General features: G+C 58.7%; 16 protein-coding genes. 7 read left to right on the top strand and 9 right to left on the bottom strand.

The window, feature by feature from the left end; genetic code table 11:
- Window positions 1–45: 45 nt before the first annotated feature.
- Entirely contained in the window at window positions 46–1,263 is a 1,218-nt protein-coding gene (hemA, locus tag JZX89_RS26720; RefSeq protein WP_045021181.1) for a 5-aminolevulinate synthase, read from the bottom strand.
- 371 nt (window positions 1,264–1,634) lie between these two features.
- Here hemA and JZX89_RS26715 point away from each other — a divergent pair, with 371 nt between their 5' ends.
- From JZX89_RS26715 to JZX89_RS26695, 5 genes are all read left to right on the top strand, one after another.
- A complete protein-coding gene (locus tag JZX89_RS26715; protein WP_003492347.1) occupies window positions 1,635–1,886 on the top strand; it encodes a YMGG-like glycine zipper-containing protein in 252 nt (83 codons plus the stop codon).
- 175 nt (window positions 1,887–2,061) lie between these two features.
- On the top strand, window positions 2,062–3,987 hold the full coding sequence (locus tag JZX89_RS26710) for an autotransporter assembly complex protein TamA (RefSeq protein WP_207135923.1): 1,926 nt from the start codon (window positions 2,062–2,064) through the stop codon (window positions 3,985–3,987).
- A 45-nt stretch (window positions 3,988–4,032) separates the two neighbouring features.
- Window positions 4,033–8,193, top strand: coding sequence for a translocation/assembly module TamB domain-containing protein (locus JZX89_RS26705; protein ID WP_207135922.1), 4,161 nt, complete (start codon window positions 4,033–4,035; stop codon window positions 8,191–8,193).
- A gap of 264 nt (window positions 8,194–8,457) precedes the next feature.
- Window positions 8,458–8,934, top strand: coding sequence for a chemotaxis protein CheW (locus JZX89_RS26700; RefSeq protein ID WP_003504949.1), 477 nt, complete (start codon window positions 8,458–8,460; stop codon window positions 8,932–8,934).
- A 409-nt stretch (window positions 8,935–9,343) separates the two neighbouring features.
- Window positions 9,344–11,083 (top strand): methyl-accepting chemotaxis protein, encoded by a 1,740-nt coding sequence (locus tag JZX89_RS26695; protein WP_207135921.1) that lies wholly within the window; start codon window positions 9,344–9,346, stop codon window positions 11,081–11,083.
- A gap of 145 nt (window positions 11,084–11,228) precedes the next feature.
- Here JZX89_RS26695 and fdhD read toward each other — a convergent pair whose 3' ends face one another.
- The 8 genes from fdhD to JZX89_RS26655 all read right to left on the bottom strand — a co-directional run bounded on the left by fdhD (window position 11,229) and on the right by JZX89_RS26655 (window position 20,326).
- On the bottom strand, window positions 11,229–12,035 hold the full coding sequence (gene fdhD / locus JZX89_RS26690; protein WP_207135920.1) for a formate dehydrogenase accessory sulfurtransferase FdhD: 807 nt from the start codon (window positions 12,033–12,035) through the stop codon (window positions 11,229–11,231).
- 322 nt (window positions 12,036–12,357) lie between these two features.
- Complete coding sequence (locus JZX89_RS26685) at window positions 12,358–12,768, bottom strand: F0F1 ATP synthase subunit epsilon (RefSeq protein WP_149900540.1); 411 nt, start codon at window positions 12,766–12,768, stop codon at window positions 12,358–12,360.
- Between the two features lie 129 nt (window positions 12,769–12,897).
- Window positions 12,898–14,352, bottom strand: coding sequence for a F0F1 ATP synthase subunit beta (gene atpD / locus JZX89_RS26680; protein WP_149900539.1), 1,455 nt, complete (start codon window positions 14,350–14,352; stop codon window positions 12,898–12,900).
- Between the two features lie 23 nt (window positions 14,353–14,375).
- Window positions 14,376–15,254, bottom strand: a complete 879-nt coding sequence (locus JZX89_RS26675; protein WP_149900538.1) for a F0F1 ATP synthase subunit gamma — start codon at window positions 15,252–15,254, stop codon at window positions 14,376–14,378.
- Between the two features lie 31 nt (window positions 15,255–15,285).
- Window positions 15,286–16,815 carry a F0F1 ATP synthase subunit alpha gene (gene atpA / locus JZX89_RS26670; RefSeq protein ID WP_149900537.1) on the bottom strand — a complete coding sequence of 510 codons (1,530 nt, stop codon included), beginning with the start codon at window positions 16,813–16,815 and terminating at the stop codon, window positions 15,286–15,288.
- Window positions 16,815–17,381 carry a F0F1 ATP synthase subunit delta gene (locus JZX89_RS26665; protein ID WP_170979849.1) on the bottom strand — a complete coding sequence of 189 codons (567 nt, stop codon included), beginning with the start codon at window positions 17,379–17,381 and terminating at the stop codon, window positions 16,815–16,817. Before JZX89_RS26665 ends, atpA begins: the two co-directional genes overlap by 1 nt.
- Window positions 17,382–17,642: 261 nt before the next feature.
- Window positions 17,643–18,029 carry an AGROH133_08824 family phage infection protein gene (locus JZX89_RS26660; protein ID WP_207135919.1) on the bottom strand — a complete coding sequence of 129 codons (387 nt, stop codon included), beginning with the start codon at window positions 18,027–18,029 and terminating at the stop codon, window positions 17,643–17,645.
- 80 nt (window positions 18,030–18,109) lie between these two features.
- Window positions 18,110–20,326: a primosomal protein N' gene (locus JZX89_RS26655; RefSeq protein WP_207135918.1), complete on the bottom strand. Its 2,217-nt coding sequence runs from the start codon at window positions 20,324–20,326 to the stop codon at window positions 18,110–18,112.
- Window positions 20,327–20,471: 145 nt separating this feature from the next.
- Here JZX89_RS26655 and JZX89_RS26650 point away from each other — a divergent pair, with 145 nt between their 5' ends.
- Window positions 20,472–21,419, top strand: coding sequence for a tyrosine recombinase XerC (locus JZX89_RS26650; RefSeq protein WP_207135917.1), 948 nt, complete (start codon window positions 20,472–20,474; stop codon window positions 21,417–21,419).
- A 183-nt stretch (window positions 21,420–21,602) separates the two neighbouring features.
- Window positions 21,603–22,697 (top strand): TraB/GumN family protein, encoded by a 1,095-nt coding sequence (locus tag JZX89_RS26645; RefSeq protein ID WP_207135916.1) that lies wholly within the window; start codon window positions 21,603–21,605, stop codon window positions 22,695–22,697.
- Window positions 22,698–22,711 lie beyond the last annotated feature (14 nt).

Below are 22,711 nucleotides of genomic sequence, written 5' to 3'. Positions count from 1 at the left end.
TCACCTCTCCGCGTTCGCTTCTCTTACCTTAAACTCAGTCGGGCCTCACGCCACCGCCCGCGCCAGCGCGCAATGTGACCAGAGCTGATGCAACGCACCGACCAACTGCTCAATATCGGCATCGGTATGCAGCGGTGTCGGGGTAATACGCAGGCGCTCTGTCTTGCGCGGCACGGTCGGATAATTGATCGGCTGCACATAGACGCCGTGATTGTCGAGCAGGATATCCGAAATCCACTTGCACTTGGCGGCATCGCCGACCATGACAGGCACGATGTGGCTTGGATTGTCCATATGCGGAATGCCGCGCGCGTCGAGAAGGCCGCGCAGCTTGCGCACCCGGTCCTGATGGCGGGCGCGCTCGAAGGGGCTGGCCTTCAGATGCTGGATCGAGGCAATGGCACCGGCAGCAAGCGACGGCGGCAGGGCCGTGGTGAAGATGAAGCCGGAGGCGAAAGAGCGGATGAAATCGCAGACCGCCGTCGAACCGGTAATATAACCGCCCATGACGCCGAAGGCCTTGCCAAGCGTTCCCTCGATGATCGTCAGGCGATCCATCAGGCCTTCGCGCTCGGCAATGCCGCCGCCGCGCGGACCGTACATGCCAACGGCGTGAACTTCGTCGAGATAAGTCATGGCCCCATAACGATCGGCCAGATCGCAGATTTCCTTGATCGGCGCGATATCGCCATCCATCGAATAGACGGATTCAAAGGCAATGAGCTTCGGCGCGTTCGGATCGGCAGCCTTGAGCTTTGCCTCGAGATCTTCGAGATCGTTGTGCTTCCAGATCACCCGCTCGCAACGGCCATAACGAATGCCCTCGATCATCGAAGCATGGTTCAGCGCATCGGAGAAAATGATGAGGCCCGGAATCTTCTGGCCGAGTGTGCCGAGTGTTGCCCAGTTGGACACATAACCCGAGGTGAAGATCAGCGCCGATTCCTTGCCGTGCAGATCGGCAAGTTCCTGTTCGAGCAAGACATGATAATGGTTGGTACCAGAAATATTCCGGGTGCCTCCCGCACCCGCGCCACAGTGATCGATCGCCGCTTTCATGGCTTCGATGACTTTCGGGTTCTGGCCCATGCCGAGATAGTCGTTGGAGCACCAGACCGTTACGTCCTTGCGCTCGCCATTGGCGTTATACCGTGTCGCGCGGGGAAAATTGCCCTGCTGGCGTTCGATATCCGCAAAAACGCGATAACGTCCCTCAGAATGCAGGCTTTGCAGTTCCGTCGTGAAAAATGCCTCGAAGTCCATGCCATGCTCCAGAATTGACCAGACCGTTTTCCGCTCCGCTACCGGGACCGTCAACCCTTTCGGGCCACTTTAACCGCGTCTGCGTCAATTCGCCGTTGTTTTGAACCATTCCAATAAACCGTTTATAGCCGTCGATGAAAAGTACAAAATTGATTCACATCAAAAAACCACGAATTTTGGAACCTTTTTCGCGTAGCCCCGTTGTCTGGCACGCAATCGATTTACGCTCGGCGGAATCCCCGAAACAGGAGGCTTCCCTAAACGACATCGAATTGTTAGTTATCTGTGGCGGTCGGAGGTAGCAGTCGCCGCAGATAAATATGGGACGCCTACCGAGCCGAAGAGCTCATTGTAACGTTGGAGAGAGTTTCATGAAAAAGGCAATCATATTTGCGCTGGTCGGCCTGTCGCTTGCAAGCTGCACGCAGACCGAAAAGGGTGCTTCGATCGGTGCCGTTTCCGGTGCGGTCCTTGGCGGCGCTATCACGGGCAATGTTCGTGGCGCAGCAGTGGGTGCGGCCATCGGCGGTGTAGGCGGTGCCTTGATCGGCAATGCTTCCGAGCCGGGCTATTGCTATTATCGCGACCAGTACGGTCAGCGTTACACGGCGCGTTGCCGTTAATCGCACCGCGAAATACCGTTGCACAGAAGCCCCGGTCACCCGGGGCTTTTTGCGTTAAGGCGGGCAAAACGCAAGTCAAAGGGTCCTCAACGCCGTTTATTTATGATTAAATTGCAATGTTAACGGACAGGAAACGGGTTGGAGCCAAAATAAATGCTCAACCATAAAGCAGCTTATGCGAAGAACACGAACTAACCCGAAGACAGGTATTGCGTATCGGAAAGCTGGCACCGCACTTGCGGTTGCTTTCACGTTCGCCCTGTATCCGGCGTTTACCCGTGACGCCTTTGCCTTCAAACTGTTCGGTGTGCGCCTCTGGGGTTCGGAAGAACCGGAGGTTGAAGTCATCAATCCGGTCAAATATGCCGTCACGCTTGACGCAGGTGAAGCAGATAAGTCGCTGAAAGGCAGCCTAGAAAACAGCTCGCTTCTTCTCGCAGACAAGGACAAGCCCGCCTCCGGTGATCTCGGCCTCCTGATAAAGGCGAGAGACGACAGGGACAGGCTGATCGCCGCGCTTTACGAAAACGCCCGTTACGGCGGCATCGTCAAAGTCACGCTCGCCGGCAAGGATGTGGATGCCCTGCCGCCCAATCCCGTCTTTGATCACAGCGCGCCCGTACCGGTGGTCATAACGGTGACGCCAGGTCCGAAATTCACGCTGGGCAGCGTCCGGCTCGAAGGCGATGTGACGGGCCGCAACCTTGAAGAATACGGCCTGACCACCGGCGGCGAGGCCGGATCTCTGGCAATCATCCGCGCCGGCAACAAGCTTATCGACGATCTGAAGGCCGAAGGCCGTCCGCTTGCCAAGCTGACGAAACGCGAGGCGGTGGCAAACCACGCGACGAACACGGTTGACATTACCATGGCTGCAGAAGGCGGACCGGTTGCCCCACTGGGCACGGTCACCGTCACCGGCGAAAAAACCGTCGATGGCGATTTCATCCGCCGTTATTCGCGCCTCAATGGCGGCGAACCCTATTCGCCGGAAAAGCTGCGCAAGGCTGCGGATCGGCTACGCCAGCTAGGCGTCTTCTCCAGCCTGACGATCAAGGAAGCGGGCACGCTGGCGCGCGACGGCACAATTCCGCTCACCATCGAAGTGTCTGAAGGCAAGCACCGCTATTTCGGCGTCGGCGCGCAATATTCCACCACCGAAGGCATCGGCCTTCAGGGATATTGGGGCCACAGAAACCTGTTCGGACAGGCGGAGTCGCTGCGTATCGAAGGATCGGTCTCGCGCATCGCCGAGGCATCAAGCGTCGAAGGCATGGATTATTCGGCCGGCATCACCTTCATCAAGCCCGGCATGTTCAATCCGCGTACGACCTTCAAGACAAGCCTGATCGCCAAGACCGAACACCCCGACACATACGACGCCAAGACGGTGACGGGCACGGCCAGTTTTGCCTATGAGCTCAACGACACCGACACCGCCGCCGCCGGTCTCGAGGTGCAATGGGCCGATACCGAAGACGCCTTCGGCAAGAATGAATATCTGACCACCTCCATCCCGCTGGAATTTGTTCGCGATACGCGCGACGACAAACTCAACCCCACCGAAGGTTTTCGTGCGTCGATTGCCGCCAAGCCCAGCTATGAGGCGCTGAACGGCACGTTCTTCTCGTCGTTCGAAGGCTCGATCAGCGGTTACAAGGGGCTTGGCGCGGAAGACCGGCTGATCATGGCCGGAAAGATTTCCGGCGGCGTGCTCGTGGGCGGCAGCAACCTGCAGGACATCCCCACCACACGGCGCTTTTATGCAGGCGGCGGCGGATCGGTGCGCGGTTACAGCTATCAGGAAATATCGCCCTATAATGCAGCGGGCGACGCGACCGGCGGCCGCTCCTATGTGGTCGGTTCCGTAGAAGCCCGCATCAAGGTCACCGATACGATCGGCATCGTGCCTTTCATCGATGCGGGTGTAGTATCGGAAGATGTGGCGCCAGATTTTTCCGATATCCGGGTGGGCGCCGGCATTGGCCTGCGTTACGCAACGCCCTTCGGGCCTTTGCGTCTCGACGTCGCCATGCCGCTCGATAAATATGATGGCGGTAACAGTTTCGGCATTTATGCTGGCATCGGCCAGTCTTTTTAAACGCCACCATCGAACACCCTTGAAGCAGAGTGTAGATTACCTTTGATGAAAACGTTGATTCGATTGCTGAAATGGCTGGGCTACGTTGCCTTGTGCGGCGTGGTGCTGGTGTTGCTTGCGGTTCTGTTCGTCGGGTTTACACCGATGGGCGCCAGAATTGCAGCTAAGCAGATTTCAGCACTTGTATCGACGCCAGATCAGACGATCGAGATTTCTCCCCCGAGCGGCCTTTTGACCGGCCGACTGCGGCTCGACAACGTCACCCTTTCAGACCGGCAGGGACCCTATGCCCGCGTGAACCAGATCGCCGTCGACTGGTCGCCGCTCTCGCTGCTTGCCGGAACCTTTCATGCCGACCGGGTCTCGGCCGGATCGATCGATGTCGAGCGTAAACCGCTTGCCGCTGAACAGACGCCGACCAAAAGCTCCGGTAGTTCGTCGCTGCCGATTGAAGTCGGCATCGATAATTTCAGCTTCCCCGACATCAGCCTTGGCCAATCACTTCTGGGCAGCCCTTTCGAGCTGACGGCCGAAGGCAATCTCAAGGCTGCCCGGGACGATATCAGGCTGTCGCTATCGGCCCATCGGATCAATGCTGTAAATGCTGCCGTGAATGCCGACATCGCCTTCCTGCCGAATGAAAATGTCCTGAAGCTGAAAGCGGAGATGAAGGAGCCCGAAGGCGGACTTCTCGCCACACTGCTTTCGCTGCCCGGTACGCCCGCAGTGGCAATCGACGTGAACGGTGAAGGACCGCTTTCCAACTGGACCGGCACGCTGCGCGGCGGTGTCGCCGGTAACCCCGTCGTCAATGTTAGCGGCCGCCATACTCTTGGCGATGACGGCACGCGCCGTATCGAGATCGCGGGCGGTGGCCAGCCGGATCTGCTCCTTCCCCCCGCCTTCCGCCAGCTTTTTGCCGGTGAGACGAAGCTCGATGCAAACGCCACGCTCTCACCGCAGGGCCGCATCGAAATCGGCAGCAGTACGCTGGAGACCGGCACATTGTTGCTGACCGCTTCCGGCACCATCGATCCGAACGGTCAAAACGATCTTGCCGCCAACCTCATCGGCACCGCCGGTCCCGTCGATTTCCGCTGGCCTCTTAGCAATGGCGAAGTTCAGGCCCTCATCAACGGCCTCGACCTTTCCCTGAAAGGCAACGCGGATGCCGCACACCTGAAGACCACGGCATCATTACGCAGCCTTGCCCTGCCCAAGGGCCGGCTTGACGATGTCAAACTGACGGCCGAAAGCATCGACCTCAACATCGCCAGCCGCAGCGGCACCATCGCCACCGTCCTGTCAGTTACGCAATCATCCTTCGTCAGCCCTGATATCGACCGGCTGGTGCGTGCGCCACTCACCATCAAGGCGCCACTCAGCCTCACCTCTTCCGCCATCGGCTTTGACGGTGCAACGCTCGAAAGCGCCAGTGTCGGCGGAACTCTGAACGGCAGTTTCGATCTCGCCAATAATCGCCTGACCTCCAGTGTGCAGCTTTTCGCCCTGCCGGCCACCCTGCCGCCGGCGCTCGCAGAAAAATTCGACACCACAATCGCCCTGCAGGGCGATATCGACCTGACCATTGGCGGGCGCACAAGCGTTGAGAACCTCACCGTCAAATCCGGTACGATAGAGGCGGCAGGCAATGTCAGCCTCGAAAACGACGCGCTAAGCGCCAGCCTGACCGGCAAATTTCCCGCTCTCGAAAAGCTGACACCGCAGGCAAAGGGTGTCGCAGAGTTTGCAATCGATGCCCGCGGCGCAGTGTCTGCACCTGATTTCAACATCACCCTGAGTTCCGAAAGCGCTATCCTTGCCGGACGAACCCTCGAAGCACTGAAAATCAATGCCACAGGCAAGGCTGATCCCGCAGCACCGCAGGCGAAGCTCACCGCCAGCGGCAGCCTCGACCGGCAGAAGATCGATGCCAACGCCAATGTGGTGCAAACGGAGAACGGTACGGCGATACCTGAACTGCATGTGGCCGTGGGCCGCAACCTGCTGAACGGTCAGCTGCAATTCTCGCAGCAATTCCTGCCGACGGGTAATCTTTCGTTCAATTTCCCCGATCTTGCCCTGCTGGCCGCACTTGTTGCGCAGCAGGCGGATGGCGATATTGCCGGCGATATCGCCCTGAGCAACGCCAATGGCCGAATTGCCGCAACGATAAAGGCCAATGGCGGCAGCATCCGTCAGGGCACGACGACAATCTCCAAGCTCGCCGCCGATATCTCCATAGACGACCTGCAGGCGCTCGCGATCAATGGCAAGGTCAGCGCCGACAGCGTCAATGCCGGCGCCGCCTCGATTTCCGGCCTAAATGCCACCATCGGCCATTCCGGCACGACAACGCAATTCGACGTCAACGGCCGTTACGACAATGCACCGCTGGTGGTGAAGGGCAGCGCCGATACCGGCGGAACGCCGATGACGGTGAGGCTCGACGCCTTTTCCGCCGCTCCGAAGGGCATTGCCGTGCGGCTTGAAAAACCAAGCACCATTGCCATCCAGAATGGCACGGCGCGCATCTCCGATCTGACAATCATCACCGGCGACGGGCGAATTGAGGTCAACGGCACCGCCGGATCGGCGCTCGACATCAATGCCGATATCCGGTCGCTTCCCGCCAGTCTTGCAAATGCCTTCGCTGCCGGGCTGGATGCGGCAGGCAGCATATCCGGCACCGTCAGCGCCAAGGGCGCGGCATCCGACCCCTCGGTCGATTATAATCTCAACTGGGCGAACGCCGAGGTCTCGCAGACCCGCGCCGCTGGGCTTGCAGCACTTGGCATCAAGGCGAACGGCCGTTTCGCCGGCGGCACGCTACAGATCGATACGAATGTGACCGGCCAGGGCGGCATGGCGCTCTCGGGCGGCGGTTCTCTCGGCATCGCCGGCAATCGCCCGCTTTCGATGGCCTTTAACGGCAGGTTGCCCTTCTCCGCGGTTGCGGCGCAAACCGCAGCGCAGGGTCTCGATGTGGACGGCACGGCCGCCATCGACGTGAAAATTTCTGGCAGCGCCACAGCACCTGTTGTTACCGGCAGCATCACCACCGATGGCACACGCCTGACAGACGTGCGCCGGAACCTGACCGTCAACGGACTGGGAGCAACCGTCACCTTCGATCGCGATCGCGCCATCATTTCCCGCCTGACAGGTAAGCTGGCGGGCGGCGGAACGATCTCGGGAACCGGCAGCGTCGGCATAGCCGGCGGGTCGGGTTTCCCTGCCGACATATCGATCACACTCGATCGTGCCGGTTATAATGACGGCACACTGGTAACGACGGTGGTAAGCGGCACATTGACGCTGAAAGGCCCGTTGCTGAATTCCCCCGTGCTTGGCGGCAACCTGACGCTGGACAGAAGCGCCATCACCATTCCGGAAAAACTCCCGGCCTCGTTGACGGAAATCGACATCAAGCACAAGAACGCCCCGCCAAAGGTGCGCGCGCAGGCGAAAGCGCTCGGTGGCGATCAGGGCGGCAGCGGCAGTTCTTCCACCATCAATCTCGATCTGCAGGTGAATGCACCGAGCGGCATCTTCGTGCGCGGACGCGGAATCGATGCGGAACTGATCGGCAATCTGACGATCCGCGGCACGGCGGCTGTCCCCGTCATTTCGGGCGGTTTTGAAATGCGTCGTGGCAGGCTGGAAATCCTCACCCGTCGTCTTGATTTCACCACCGGCAACATCAGCTTCGGTGGCGGCCTTATCCCGGTTCTCGATATGAAGGCGGATTCGACGGTCGGTTCAACCACCGTCACGGTTGCGGTTTCCGGCAATGCCAACGACCCGACATTCGCCTTCTCCTCGGCCCCCGCCCTGCCGCAGGATGAAGTCATGGCGCAGCTGATCTTTGGCCAGTCCATGTCGAAACTCTCCGCTCTGCAGATCGCCCGGCTGGCAGATGCCGCCGCACAACTGGCCGGCGGTCGCTCAACCTCGCTGTTCGACAAGCTCAGAAGCAATCTCGGCGTCGATGATCTGGATATTTCGACCGATTCAGAAGGCCAGGCCCGCGTTTCCGCCGGCAAATATCTCAATGAGAGAACCTATCTCGAATTGGAGCAGAGCGGTGAATCCGGTGCCAAAGCCATCATCAACCTCGATGTCGGGCGCGGTGTGAAACTGCGCGGTGAGGCGGGCGGCGATGGCGAAGGTGCAGCCGGTATATTTTACGAGAAAGAATACTAAGCACTCCAGTAAAAGTGCGTAGCGGTTTTACGTTCGGACAATGCGTAAATCAAAGAGAGAGCGTTTTCGCATTCAAAGAAAAGCGAAAACGCTCCAGAGCCGTGCGCATTTAGGTTTGCGAAACCATCTCATGATAACAATCATTGAATGAAGACGGAAATATTGTTTCCGGCTGTTCAGGCACCAGGCAGAACGCCAAATCCGCATATGCAAGTGTCGGTGCACTTGCGCCGGCCTCCACAGCGAGCATTGGGAAGAATTCTGATGGCAATGATAAACTCTACCAATTTTGGCGGTGAGACGCTGGAAATCATCGCGTTCCGCCTGCACGATCAGGAATTCTGCGTGAAGACGACGACTATCCGCGAAATTCGCGGCTGGGCGCCTTCCACGCCTATTCCCCACGCGCCGAAAGACGTTATCGGCGTCATGAACCTGCGTGGCTCGGTCATTCCGATCATCGATCTGGCCCACAAGCTCGGCATGAAGAGCACCGTCGCCAATGAGAGAAGCGCCATCGTGGTGGCCGAAGTGCACAACATGGTCATCGGCATGCTGGTTGATCGCGTGTCCGACATTCTGACGATCCCGGCAAATCAGGTACAGCCGGTTCCGGAAATCTCCGCCTCTTTTGACAAGTCCTATTCCGAAGGCATCATCGCCAACGAACACGGCATGATCTGCTTCCTGAACCTCGCCAAGATGTTCAAGGGAACCGAAGCGGAAGATCTCGCGGCTTAAGCCCGCCTATTGGCCTGCTTTTCCTTACCGGTCCGCATTCTGACGCATGCAAAAGAGACGAGCCTGTTTCGTTCCAAATACCGACAATCAGACCAGACCGCCGGAGCATCGCCCGGCGGTTTTGTTTTTTCTATTCCTGTGTTTTTAAATAAGAACATTTTAATATTATAGATATCTAATATTAAAAGCTGAAAATCAGTACCGCACCGACACGCCATCTCGCGGGTCCGATACCTGACCTAGGCCGATAAGACGCAAGTGCCTGCATTGCCGCTTTCTGCGGCAAACCTGTTCGTTGTTCAACATGATACGGCGCGGACCGCATCCTCTTATGCGGTTGGCCGCGCTGTGGCCGATATTCGGGGGACGTCCAATGCTGGGGTTAGGGAAAAGCGCAGATAACCGAAACATGCTCGATGCGATCTCCAGATCGCAGGCAGTCATAGAATTCGATCTCAAAGGTAATATTCTCACGGCAAACGGCAATTTCTGCGCGGCGCTGGGTTATGATCTCGCCGAAATCACCGGCAAGCACCATCGCATCTTCTGCGACGGCGATTTCGCCGCATCGCGTGCCTATCAGGAGTTCTGGGAATCTCTCGCCCGTGGCGAGTTTCAGGCCAAGGAATATCGGCGTATCCGCAAGGACGGCGCGGTCATCTGGATCGAGGCTTCCTACAACCCGGTTTTTCGTTCGAGCAAGCCCTACAAGGTGATCAAGATCGCCACCGATATCACCGCCAAGAAGATCAAGGCTGCGGAAGACGCCGGCAAACTGGAAGCACTCTCCCGCTCGCAGGCCACCATCGAATTTTTTCCTGACGGCACGATCATTACCGCCAATCCGAATTTCTGCGCCACGGTGAACTACGACCTCAAGGAAATCGAGGGCAAACACCACCGCATGTTCTGCGATCCAGCCTATGCGGCGTCACCCGCCTATGGCAATTTCTGGCAACGGCTGGCCTCGGGGGAATTCATCTCGGATGAATTCGTGCGTTATGGCAAAAACGGCAAGGAAATATGGATCCAGGCCGCCTATAATCCGGTGCTGGATGACACCGGCAAGGTGGTGAAAGTGGTGAAATTTGCCACCGACGTGACACCGCGTATGAGCGCCATCACCGTTCTAGCCAATGGCCTGCAGGCGCTGGCCGATGGCGACCTCGTGCAGCGCCTCGACAATAGCTTCGTGCCCAGCATGGAAAAATTGCGCCACGACTTCAACGAGGTTGTCGGCAAGCTTCAGTCCACCATGCAGACCATCGCCAACAACGCCTCCACCATCGCATCCGGTTCGGGCGAGATCCGCATTGCAGCCGATCAGCTCTCGCAGCGCACCGAACAGCAGGCCGCCTCACTGGAAGAGACGGCAGCCGCATTGGAAGAAATCACCACCACTGTTACCGATGCCAGCCAGCGCGCCGGCGATGCCGGCAAGCTGGTGCTGCGGACGAAAGACCATGCCGAACATTCCGGCGAGATCGTTCAGCAGGCGATTTCCGCCATGGACGCAATCTCGCGCTCGTCCGGGGAAATCACCAATATCATCGGCGTCATCGACGACATTGCCTTCCAGACCAATCTTCTCGCACTGAATGCCGGCGTCGAAGCCGCCCGCGCCGGTGAAGCGGGCAAGGGTTTCGCAGTCGTAGCGCAGGAAGTGCGGGAACTTGCGCAGCGATCCGCCCGCGCGGCCAAGGAAATCAAGTCGCTTATCAATACCTCTCGCGAACAGGTTGCCAATGGTGTTGATCTGGTCGGCAGAACCGGTAGCGCCTTGCGGGATATCCAGTCCCAGATGGGCGAAATCGATGCTAACGTCTCCGCCATCGTTGAGGCCTCGCGCGAACAGGCGAACGGCCTGAGGGAAATCAATCAGGCCGTCAACATCATGGACCAGGCAACCCAGAAAAACGCCGCCATGGTCGAGGAAACCACGGCCGCCAGCCATGGCCTCGCCAATGAAGCGGAAACCCTGCACGAATTGCTGCGGCAATTCAGGATATCGCACGGGGCATCGGCATCACCGGCCCGGCCAACCGACAAAAAGCCAGCGATGGTCACCAGACTGCCGACACCACAACCTCGATATGCCACCGCAACGAGGTCTCAGGGAAATGCCGTAGCCGAATGGGCGGAGTTTTAGCCCTCTGAAACAGGATGGCCACCAAAAGGCGACGGCCTTAGAGCATTTCCGCTTTTCTCCGAAACGCGAAAACGATCTAACCCTTTGTTTTGCGCATTTTCCGGACGTAAAACCGCTGCACACTTTTATTGGAAATGCTCTAAAGCTAGAAAATAATGCGATCCGCGCGGGTGAAGATTTCAAAGTCTTCACCCCGCACCAGCGCAACAAGTGTGATGCCCGCTTCCTCGGCCGTTTCGATGGCGAGCGCAGTGGGCGCCGAGATGGCCGCCAGAACGGCACTGCCGAGGATCGCCGTCTTCTGAACCATCTCCACCGACAGGCGGCTGGTGACGGCTACGATGCCAGCACTGGAAGATATGCCCGCGTTGATGACCGCACCTGCCAGCTTGTCGAGCGCGTTGTGGCGGCCGACGTCTTCCCGCACCACCAGCAGACCGCCTTCAGCGCTGTAAAAGCCGGCACCGTGAACGGCCCTCGTCTCGCGGTTAAGGCTTTGGGCGTCGTGCAGCGCTTTCATCGCAGCAACGATGTGATGACCGTCAAAGGAAATTTCCACGCCGCTCAAATCCGGCACGAGGCGAACCGCCTGCTCTATGGATTCAATACCGCACAGGCCGCAACCCACCGGACCCGCCATATGCCGCCGTCTTGCCCGCAACGCATCGGCATTGGCATCCCGCAAATCCACCTGAACATCAAATCCCTGCCCGGCCTCGACCACTTCAACAGCCTGGATTTCGGCGCGTGACGATATGATGCCTTCTGTCAGGCTGAAACCAACGGCGAAATCGATGAGATCAGCCGGGCTGGCCATCATCACGGCATGGGTGCTGCCACCATAAGAAAAGGCGACCGGCACCTCCTCCGGCACGGCACGGCTGCCCTCCGTTACCACCCCTTCTCGCAGACCGGTTCTTGCAACCCTTCGGTAACTTGCCTCTGCCGACACGGCGATCTTCCTTCTACAACGAACACCTGCCTCGTCTCATTCCCGATCAAGAGGCCGCATCCTTTTTCGAAACCAAATCTAGCCTATAGCTCTGAAAACCGGAATCAACTTCCTGAAGCGCGTTCCGTAAAAACCGCAACCCTCTTACCGGAATGCCCCGGAACTGGTTCAAGCGGCTCGAAACACGTGCCTAAAAAAAGAAAGACGGCTTTCTCATCAGATAGTTGAGAGGCACCCGAAAAACAAAAAAGCGACCGAAGAGGCCGCTTGTTTGTTTGTAATATTTTGTGGGCAGTCATTCTTTCGAACCCGCCCGGTGCTTTCAAGCAGCGACGAGCACCTCATGCAGGTTCGTCAACTCGTAAAGGTGCTTTTCAAGCTTGGTCAGATGCTCGTGGTGATGATTGCCTTCTTCGATTTCGGACTTGGCCGCATCGATGCGCTTCTGCAGCGTGTCGGGGGACATATCATCGGCCGAAACCGCAGATTCAGCCAAAAGCGTGCAACCGGTCGGGAGAATATCAGCAAAACCGCCGAAAACGACGTATTTATGCGTCTCACCGGAGGCGAACTTCACCGTTACCAGACCCGGCTTGATCGTCGTCATCGTCGGCGCGTGATTGGCCAGAACGGTCATCTCACCCAGCGTAGCCGGGATGACGACTTCCGTAACCGTTTCGGAAACGAGCAGACGTTCCGGGGAAACGAGATCGAATTTGAAACTGTCAGCCATGGCTATTCACTTCTTTTCAATTACGCGGGCGTCACGGACTTATTCGTTACAACACCGGCATCACCATTGCGGTTTTGCCGTCATTGCCGACAAGGCGCGCGGGTGAACCACGCGCCTGCCAATTCATCATCAGGCGGCTTCGCCAGCCAGCTTCTTTGCCTTTTCGATGGCTTCTTCCATCGAACCGACCATGTAGAAAGCAGCTTCCGGCAGGTTGTCGTATTCGCCGTTGACCAGGCCCTTGAAGCCCTTGATCGTGTCTTCGAGCGCAACGAGCTTGCCCGGCGAACCGGTGAAGACTTCGGCGACGAAGAACGGCTGCGACAGGAAGCGCTCGATCTTGCGGGCGCGGGTAACCGTCAGCTTGTCTTCTTCCGACAGTTCGTCCATGCCGAGGATGGCGATGATGTCCTGAAGAGACTTGTAACGCTGCAGGGTCGACTGAACCTTACGGGCAACCTCGTAGTGTTCTTCACCGACGATCATCGGGTCGAGCATACGCGAGGTGGAGTCGAGCGGGTCAACAGCCGGGTAAATACCCTTTTCGGCGATCGAACGCGACAGAACCGTCGTTGCGTCCAAGTGCGCGAACGAGGTGGCCGGAGCCGGGTCGGTCAAGTCGTCGGCGGGAACGTAAATCGCCTGAACAGAGGTGATCGAACCCTTGTTCGTGGTGGTGATGCGTTCCTGCATCTGGCCCATGTCAGTTGCGAGCGTCGGCTGATAGCCCACGGCCGAAGGAATACGGCCGAGCAGAGCCGACACTTCCGAACCAGCCTGCGTGAAGCGGAAGATGTTGTCCACGAAGAACAGAACGTCCTGGCCTTCGTCACGGAAGTTTTCAGCGATCGTCAGACCCGTCAGAGCAACGCGGGCGCGCGCACCCGGCGGTTCGTTCATCTGACCGTAAACGAGTGCGGCCTTGGAGCCTTCGCCGCCGCCAAGCTTGTTGACGTTCGACTCGATCATTTCGTGATAAAGGTCGTTGCCTTCGCGGGTACGCTCACCCACACCGGCAAATACCGAGTAACCACCATGCGCCTTGGCGACGTTGTTGATCAGTTCCATGATGAGAACCGTCTTGCCAACGCCGGCGCCGCCGAACAGACCAATCTTGCCGCCCTTGGCGTAAGGAGCGAGAAGATCGACGACCTTGATACCGGTGACGAGGATCTGTGCTTCCGTCGACTGCTCGACGTAAGACGGCGCATCCTGGTGAATAGCGCGCTTCTTGGCGGTAACGATCGGCCCTGCTTCGTCAACCGGCTCGCCGATGACGTTCATGATGCGGCCGAGCGTTTCCGGACCAACCGGAACTTCGATCGGTGCACCGGTGTTGGTAACGGCCTGACCGCGGACCAGACCTTCGGTCGAGTCCATCGCGATCGTGCGGACGACGTTTTCGCCGAGATGCTGCGCGACTTCCAGAATAAGGCGGTTGCCGTTATTCTCGGTTTCAAGCGCGTTCAGGATCGAAGGCAGTTCGCCTTCGAACGCCACGTCGACAACAGCGCCGATAACCTGGGTAACCTTGCCCGCGCCGGTCACCGCTGCGGTTTTCTTGGGGGTAGCTGCCTTAGCCATAATCCTTACCCTCTTTCCTTACCTCAGAGCGCTTCCGCGCCCGAAATGATTTCAATGAGTTCCTTGGTGATCTGAGCCTGACGCTGACGGTTGTAGGAAAGCGTCAGCTTGTTGATCATCTCACCGGCATTGCGCGTTGCATTATCCATCGCGCTCATCTTGGCGCCCATTTCACCGGCAACGTTTTCAAGCAGAGCCCGGAAAACCTGAACGGAAATGTTGCGCGGAATAAGGTCTTCCAGAATAGAAGCCGCATCCGGCTCATATTCGTAGACGGCGCTCTGCGTCGCCACATCCTCTTCCACAACCGGGGTTGCGGCCGGAATGAGCTGCAGGCCGGTCGGGATCTGGCTGATGACGGACTTGAATTCCGAATAGATCAGCGTGCAGACATCGAACTCACCCGCATTGAACAGCGAGATCACCTTCTTGGCGATCTGGTCGGCGTTTTCGAAAGCAACCTTTTTCACTTCGCGCAATTCGATGCGTTCGATGATATTGGCTGAAAATTCGCGGCGAAGGCTGTCATAGCCCTTCTTGCCGACCGTGATGATCTTGACCGTCTTGCCTTCGGAAATCAGCTTGCGGGCCTGATCGCGTGCAAAACGGGAAATCTGCGAGTTGAAACCACCGCAAAGACCACGTTCAGCCGTGCAGACGACGAGCAGATGCACGTCGTCCTTGCCGGTGCCGGTCATCAGCGCCGGAGCAACGTCCGCCTCAACCGCCTTGGCGATGTTGGCGAGAACGGCGCTCATGCGCTGAGAATAAGGCCGGGCGGCCTCCGCAGCTTCCTGGGCGCGCCGAAGCTTCGCCGCGGCGACCATTTTCATCGCCTTGGTAATCTTCTGCGTCGCCTTCACGGAGGCAATGCGGTTTTTCAGATCCTTTAGTGAAGGCATCCGTTATCCGTCCGAGTAAAAGAGCCCTGATTTAAGAGAAAGACTTGGCGAAGGTATCGAGAGCGCCCTTGAGCTTGCCCTTGGTATCGTCGCTGATAGCCTTTTCCGTGCGGATGGTGTCGAGAATCGCTTTGCCTTCCGAGCGGAAGTAGGAAAGCAGACCCTGCTCGAACTTGCCGACCTGTGCGACCGGAACCTTGTCGAGATAGCCGTTGACACCGGCGAAGATCACCGCAACCTGTTCTTCCGTCTTGAGCGGAGAGAACTGCGGCTGCTTCAGAAGCTCCGTCAGGCGTGCGCCGCGGTTCAGCAGGCGCTGCGTGGAAGCGTCGAGGTCCGAGCCGAACTGGGCAAAGGCAGCCATTTCACGATACTGGGCAAGCTCGCCCTTGATCGAGCCGGCAACCTGCTTCATCGCCTTGATCTGAGCGGCAGAGCCAACGCGCGAAACCGACAGACCGACGTTAACGGCCGGACGGATGCCCTGGTAGAACAGGTCGGTTTCAAGGAAGATCTGGCCGTCGGTGATCGAGATCACGTTGGTCGGAATAAAGGCTGAGACGTCGTTACCCTGCGTTTCGATAACAGGCAGAGCCGTCAGCGAACCAGCGCCCATTTCGTCGGAGAGCTTTGCGGCGCGCTCCAGAAGACGGGAGTGAAGGTAGAAAACGTCGCCCGGATAAGCTTCGCGGCCCGGAGGACGACGCAGCAGAAGCGACATCTGACGGTAGGCAACGGCCTGCTTGGAAAGATCGTCATAACCGATGAGAGCGTGCTTGCCGTTGTCACGGAAGTATTCGCCCATGGCGCAACCGGCAAACGGTGCCAGGTACTGCATCGGAGCCGGATCGGAGGCGGTCGCAGCAACGATGATCGAATACTGCAGCGCGCCGCGCTCTTCCAGAACCTTGACGAACTGGGCAACAGTCGAACGCTTCTGGCCGATAGCAACGTAGACGCAATAAAGCTTGTCGCCGTCAGGACCATTGTCGTGAATGGCCTTCTGGTTCAGGATCGCGTCGAGAATGATCGCGGTCTTGCCGGTCTGGCGGTCACCGATGACCAACTCGCGCTGGCCACGGCCAACCGGGATGAGGGCGTCGATGGCCTTGAGGCCGGTCGACATCGGCTCATGAACCGACTTGCGCGGAATGATGCCGGGAGCCTTGACGTCAACGCGCGAACGCTTGGCGGCGTTGATCGGGCCTTTGCCGTCGATCGGGTTGCCGAGAGCGTCAACCACGCGGCCGAGCAGTTCCGGGCCGACCGGAACGTCAACGATAGCGCCAGTCCGCTTGACGGTGTCGCCTTCCTTGATGTCACGGTCCGAACCGAAGATAACCACACCGACATTGTCGGCTTCAAGGTTGAGCGCCATGCCGCGGATGCCGCCGGGGAACTCGACCATTTCGCCGGCCTGAACATTGTCGAGGCCATAAACGCGGGCGATACCGTCACCGACGGAAAGCACCTGACCGACTTCCGAGACTTCCGCCTCGTTGCCGAAATTTTTGATTTGATCTTTTAGAATTGCGGAAATTTCCGCGGCGCGGATATCCATCAGCCAACCTCTTTCAGTGCAAGCTTAAGGGTGGAAAGTTTGGTGCGAAGAGACGTATCGATCTGGCGGGAACCGACCTTGACGATCAGACCGCCGAGGATCGACGGATCGACGGTAACGGAAATCGTCACATCCTTGCCGGTAACGCTCTTCAGCGCCGCTTTCAGTTCAGTTTCCTGCGCCTCGTCGAGCGCATGTGCCGAGGTGACCTCGGCGGTGATTTCGCCGCGATGGGCAGCGGCAATGGTGCGGTAGGCGCGGATCATGCCGGGAACGGCAAAGAGACGGCGGTTATTGGCAACGACCTTGAGGAAATTAACAGCGAGACCGGCAATTCCGGCCTTCTCGCAGATCGCGGTGATTGCCTTGAACTGATCCTCGGCGGAAAACACCGGGCTCGCAACCAGACGCTTCAAATCGTCGCTTTCGTCAAGAAGTGCGCCGAACTTGTCCAGATCGGCTCCAACCGCTTCAACCGCACCCGCTTCCAAAGCAAGCTCGAAAAGCGACGACGCATACCTTTCCGCTACACCGGATGTTCCCTGGGAGGTGTCTGCCACGGGCACTTTTTCCCTGCTAATCATCCAAGATCATCAGCAATGGAGATCCACCGCATCAAATTCTTGAAATCGTTTCAATTTCCCCGAAAAAGACCGGAATTCCCCCCTGTCTTTTCCCAATTTCGCGGTCCGTCTAGCATAGGACGCCGGGACTCGCAACACGCGTAATAGCGGAAAGCGCCGTTTGGGCAAGGGGGAATGCGTTTAAATTTTCCGATTCCGCTCAGGATGCGGGTTTGGTGCGGCACAAAAGCCCAAAACCCCGCTTCAGACCAACCCGAACACGTAGCTCAACGACAGTGCGGACAGCAGAAAGTGTACAACCAGGAGTATGAAATTCCGCATGGTTGCGCCTCCATCCGAGAGAATGGAGAGAATGCCGCCAAACACGCTCAGACCAAAAGCCGCACCAAAGGCGAGATAGACCATGGGCTGCGCCAGAAGCAACGCAGCGGAGCCGAGGCCAAGATAAAGGCCGGCAAGCGATGAACGCACAAGCGCATAGCCGTCCCTGCGCTCGCCAGCCGGCTGAAGACCGAAAGCGCGCAGCGTCATGCCGGGTGCGAACATGAAAAACAGGCCAATCACGGCCGACACCGCCGCCGCGCCGAAAGCCAGCTGCTCGCCGAACTCGGCAGGAAAATAAAACTCCATCTCGTTCCCCAAATCATTCTTTTCGTGTGCTGCGTTATGACACGGCCATGACAGCGGGAAAACGCCTTGATTGATAAAGTTCAAAGGAAACTTTGCGGATCGATATCAAGCTGCACATGTACGCTGCCCCGTTCCTTCGGGCCGTTGGCCAAAAGCGTTCGGAGGAAAGACTGCATGTCGGAATTGCGTCGACCGCGCACCAGCAAGCGGAAACGATGGCGGCCGCGAATGAGCGCCAGCGGCGCTTCCGCCGGGCCGAGCAGCATGATGCCCGTAACCTGCGGGGCAGCGGCTCTCAAGCCCCGCGCATGGGTTTCCGCCTCGCCGCGCGTATCGGCGGAGACGATGATCGAGGCGAGACGTCCGAAGGGCGGCAGAACGGCCTTTTCCCGCTCCACGATCTCCCTTTCGTAGAAGGCCGAGGCATCGCCCGAAACGATCGCCTGCATCACGGGATGCTGCGGCTGGTAGGTCTGCAGCAGGCCGTGGCTTTTCAACCCCGTACGCCCGGCGCGGCCCGTCACCTGTGAGAGAAGCTGGAACGTTCGCTCTGCCGCGCGCGGATCGCCATTGGCAAGTCCTAGATCAGCATCCACGATGCCGACAAGCGTCATCAGGGGAAAATTGTGCCCCTTGGCGACGAGCTGCGTGCCGATGACGATATCCGCCTCACCCTTGACGATCGCCTCCAGCTCCAGACGCAGGCGCTTGACGCCCATGAGATCGGAGGAGAGCACGATGGTGCGGGCATCGGGGAAATGTTTCTCCACCTCCTCGGCGATCCGCTCCACCCCCGGCCCGCAGGCCACCAGATGATCGAAGGTTCCACATTCCGGGCAATGATCCGGGGTCGGCTCATTGTGACCGCACTGGTGGCACTGCAATTGATTGCGAAAGCGGTGTTCCACCAGCCAGCTGGAACATTGCGGGCATTGGAAACGGTGGCCGCAGACCCGGCAGAGGGTCAGCGGCGCGTAGCCGCGACGATTGAGAAACAACAGCGACTGTTCGCCCTTCTCGATGGTCTTGCCGATGCCGCGCAGCAGAACCGGCGAAAGAAACCCTCCCCTTTCCGGCGGATGGCGGCGCATATCGACAAGATGCAGGTCGGGCATCGCCGCATCGCCAAAACGTGTATGTAGATGGATGGTGTTGTAACGGCCTGAGCTGCCATTGACTTGGCTTTCCACCGAAGGCGTGGCGGACACCAGCACCACCGGGAACTCCGCGATCCTCGCTCTGACGACAGCCATATCGCGCGCATTATAGAAGACACGGTCTTCCTGCTTGTAGGCAGGGTCGTGCTCTTCATCGACGATGATGAGACCGAGATTGTCGAAAGGTAAAAAAAGCGCCGAACGCGCGCCGGCAACCACCCTCACCTCACCTGTCACCGCCTGTCGCCAGACCTTTTCGCGCATTCGTGGCGACACATCGGAATGCCATTCCGCCGGCTTTGCACCAAACCGATCCTGAAACCGCTCCAGAAACGCCGCCGTCAGCGCGATTTCAGGCAGCAGGATCAAAACCTGCTTGCCCTGACGCAGCGTCTCGGCCACGGCCTCGAAATAGACCTCGGTCTTGCCCGAACCGGTCACACCGTCAATCAGCGAGACGTGAAACCCGCCCTTGCGCACATCTTCGAGAATTTCCGACGCCGCCTGTCTCTGCGGGCCTTCCAGTCGCGGCTCAGTATAGTCCGGATCCGGCTCGGCCACGACAGGCGGGGCGGGCAGAAAGACCGTCTCGAACACGCCCTGCTTGACGAGACCGTCGACAACGCTGGTCGAGACACCGGCGGCATGGGCAAGTCCGCTTTTCGTCCAGCCATGCCCCTCGTCCGCCAGCGCCATCACACGCTCACGGGCGGGAGTAAGGCGCTCCGGCCTGCCTTCGGTCAGTCGCAGCCCCTCGATCATCGGCTCTGGATCGAAAGCAGCCGGCGCTCGAAGCGCCATGCGCGCCACCAGACCGGGCGGAGAAAGCGTATAGGCGGCAACCCAATCGACGAAACGGCGCATTTCCGCCTTCAGCGGCGGGCACTCGAAACTTTTGGTGATCGGCCGCAACTTCTTCGGATCGACGCTTTTCTCGCCAGCTTCGTCCCACACCACGCCAAAGACCTGCCGGGGACCAAGCGGCACCTGAACCACGGAACCGGTCTCCACCACCATATCTTCAGGCACGGCATAACTATAGGGTCCGGGCGCCGGCATGGGCACCAGAACGGGCACCGTGCGCGTGGGCGACGGTGGGTCGAACAGAGCCCCAAACAGATCGGACGAATCTTTTGCCATGATGTCGCGACCATGCCCCGGCGAAATTAAAAAGGAAACCGCCCGGATGTAATGGCTCACCCCGGCAAAGTCCACGCCGGATGCAAAGCGCAGACACAGGCCTTAACCAAATACTGACCATGAGAGCATAGGCTGCGGAACAGGAATGGAGCGCTGCGTGACCGAAATCCTGACTTTTGCCGAAGCCGATCTGTTGAACGAACGTCAATCCTGGCTTACCGCGCTCGCCGGCGAACGCCGCCTTGCCGACAATACCGTCGAAGCTTACGAGCGCGATACCCGCCAGTTTTTGATGTTCCTCACCGGTTACATCGGCAAGCCCGCCGCCATGACCGATATGGCCGATCTGCGCCCTGTCGATCTTCGCGCCTTTCTGGCCAACCGGCGCAAGGAAGGTGTTGGCGCGCGTTCACTCGGCCGGCATCTGGCGGGACTGCGCTCCCTTCTTCACCACCTGCAAAAAAAAGGCCTCGTCAATGCGGCCGGCGCCACCGCCATGCGCGCGCCAAAACAGCCGAAATCGCTGCCGAAGCCGCTGACCGACCGGCAGGCGCTGAAAATCACCACGGCCGAGGCGCAGTTGAACGAGGAACCATGGATCGCCGCCCGCAATGCAGCGGTCCTTTCGCTGCTTTATGGTTGCGGCCTTCGTATTTCCGAAGCGCTCGGTCTGACGCTGGCCGATGTCCCGCCCGGCGCCCGCAGCCTGCGCATCACCGGCAAGGGCAACAAGACGCGTATCGTGCCGCTGCTGGCGGTGGTGACGGAAGCGGTCGATGCCTACAAGAAGCTTTGCCCCTATGCTCTGGCGGCGAATGAACCTATGTTCCTTGGCGCACGCGGGGGGAAACTCCAGCCTGCCATCATCCAGCGGGAAATGCAGAAGCTGCGCAGCGCGTTCGGCCTGCCGGAAAACGCCACGCCGCACGCGCTGCGCCATTCCTTCGCCACCCATCTTCTGGCCGGCGGTGGCGATCTGCGGACCATTCAGGAGTTGCTCGGCCATGCCAGCCTTTCCACCACGCAGATCTATACCGGCGTCGACACCGCAAGATTGCTGGAAATCTACGACAACGCCCACCCGCGTGCATGAAGCATTTCCAGTAAAAGTGCGCAGCGGTTTTACATCAGGATAATGCGTAAAAACAAAACATGGAACACGTCCGACAATTCCGGTCGAACCGGGCGAGCTCTAAAGCAGGAATTGTTTAACCATAGTCATTAACCAGACGTGCAAGCCGCCGTTCTATAAGCGAACGAGAACCGGATGAGACCCATGCACAGCCTGATGAAACCACAAAATTTCACCGCTACCCTGATGGGCAAGACCGGTGACGCCCTGCTCTGGTTGCTGGCGGCAATGCATGTCGCAGCCATCGCAATCCTGCTCGCCACCTTGCTATCGCTGGGTGAGGCGCAGGCCGCCGAGCAGAAGATTAGCTGCACGGGTAGCGACATTCTTGTGGAGATGCGCAAGAGCGATCCGCAGGGCTTTGCGAAGATCGAACAGGAAGCCGCCGCGATCCCGAACGGCAAGGGTAATTTCTGGCGTATCGAAAAGGCCGGAACGGCCCCATCCTTTCTTCTCGGCACCATGCATGTCACCGATCCGCGTGTTCTCGGCATGCCTGCCGCCGCTGCACCTGCCTTCGAAAAATCCGCAACTGTCATCGTGGAATCGGACGAAATCGTCGATGACAAGAAGATCGCCGCATCGCTGCTGGCCAAGCCGGAACTCACCATGTTTCTGGACGGCAAGTCGATCACCGACATCCTGGCACCGGAAAATGTCGCGCGACTGGAAAAGGGCCTCAAGGAGCGCGGCATTCCGCTGAGCGCCGTTTCGCGCATGAAGCCGTGGATTCTGTCGAGCTTCGTCGCCCTTCCCGCCTGTGAATTCGCCCGCAAGGCCACCGGCCTGTCTTTTCTCGACAAGAAGCTGGCCGAAGATGCGGTCGCGGACGGAAAACGTCTCGTCGGGTTGGAAACCATGGTCGAGCAGTTGACGGCCATGTCTGAGCTGCCGATGGAATTTCATCTGCAGGCGCTGATCGAAACGCTGGAACTCGGTGATCGCATGGACGATATCATGACGACCATGACCGATCTTTACGTCGCGGGCGATATCGGCTTGACCATGCCCATGTTGAAAAGCCTCGACACCAAAAAACCGGCAGAGGGCGATCAGGGTTATGCCGCCTTCGAGCAACGCATCATTACCGATCGCAACCACGTCATGGCGGATCGGGCGACCCCCGAGCTTGCCAAAGGCAATGTCTTCATGGCCGTCGGCGCATTGCACCTGCCGGGTGAGGAAGGCGTGGTCGAATTGCTGCGCGCAAAGGGCTTTACACTCACGCGGGTCGACTGATCCTCTTCCCCGAG

Source organism: Agrobacterium burrii (genome assembly GCF_017313405.1).
GTDB lineage: Bacteria > Pseudomonadota > Alphaproteobacteria > Rhizobiales > Rhizobiaceae > Agrobacterium > Agrobacterium burrii.
The sequence above is the reverse complement of the archived record's forward strand: the minus strand, read 5'-3'. Positions and strand labels throughout refer to the sequence as shown.

Excerpts from the sequence above, each read along its gene's own strand:
- JZX89_RS26655 (WP_207135918.1), bottom strand. The coding sequence starts at position 20,326 with ATGGCAAAAGATTCGTCCGATCTGTTTGGGGCTCTGTTCGACCCACCG.
- atpD (WP_149900539.1), bottom strand. The coding sequence starts at position 14,352 with ATGGCTAAGGCAGCTACCCCCAAGAAAACCGCAGCGGTGACCGGCGCG.
- JZX89_RS26675 (WP_149900538.1), bottom strand. The coding sequence starts at position 15,254 with ATGCCTTCACTAAAGGATCTGAAAAACCGCATTGCCTCCGTGAAGGCG.
- JZX89_RS26700 (WP_003504949.1), top strand. The coding sequence starts at position 8,458 with ATGGCAATGATAAACTCTACCAATTTTGGCGGTGAGACGCTGGAAATC.
- hemA (WP_045021181.1), bottom strand. The coding sequence starts at position 1,263 with ATGGACTTCGAGGCATTTTTCACGACGGAACTGCAAAGCCTGCATTCT.
- JZX89_RS26710 (WP_207135923.1), top strand. The coding sequence starts at position 2,062 with ATGCGAAGAACACGAACTAACCCGAAGACAGGTATTGCGTATCGGAAA.
- JZX89_RS26705 (WP_207135922.1), top strand. The coding sequence starts at position 4,033 with ATGAAAACGTTGATTCGATTGCTGAAATGGCTGGGCTACGTTGCCTTG.
- JZX89_RS26715 (WP_003492347.1), top strand. The coding sequence starts at position 1,635 with ATGAAAAAGGCAATCATATTTGCGCTGGTCGGCCTGTCGCTTGCAAGC.
- JZX89_RS26660 (WP_207135919.1), bottom strand. The coding sequence starts at position 18,029 with ATGGAGTTTTATTTTCCTGCCGAGTTCGGCGAGCAGCTGGCTTTCGGC.
- JZX89_RS26685 (WP_149900540.1), bottom strand. The coding sequence starts at position 12,768 with ATGGCTGACAGTTTCAAATTCGATCTCGTTTCCCCGGAACGTCTGCTC.
- JZX89_RS26645 (WP_207135916.1), top strand. The coding sequence starts at position 21,603 with ATGCACAGCCTGATGAAACCACAAAATTTCACCGCTACCCTGATGGGC.
- atpA (WP_149900537.1), bottom strand. The coding sequence starts at position 16,815 with ATGGATATCCGCGCCGCGGAAATTTCCGCAATTCTAAAAGATCAAATC.
- JZX89_RS26650 (WP_207135917.1), top strand. The coding sequence starts at position 20,472 with ATGGAGCGCTGCGTGACCGAAATCCTGACTTTTGCCGAAGCCGATCTG.
- JZX89_RS26695 (WP_207135921.1), top strand. The coding sequence starts at position 9,344 with ATGCTCGATGCGATCTCCAGATCGCAGGCAGTCATAGAATTCGATCTC.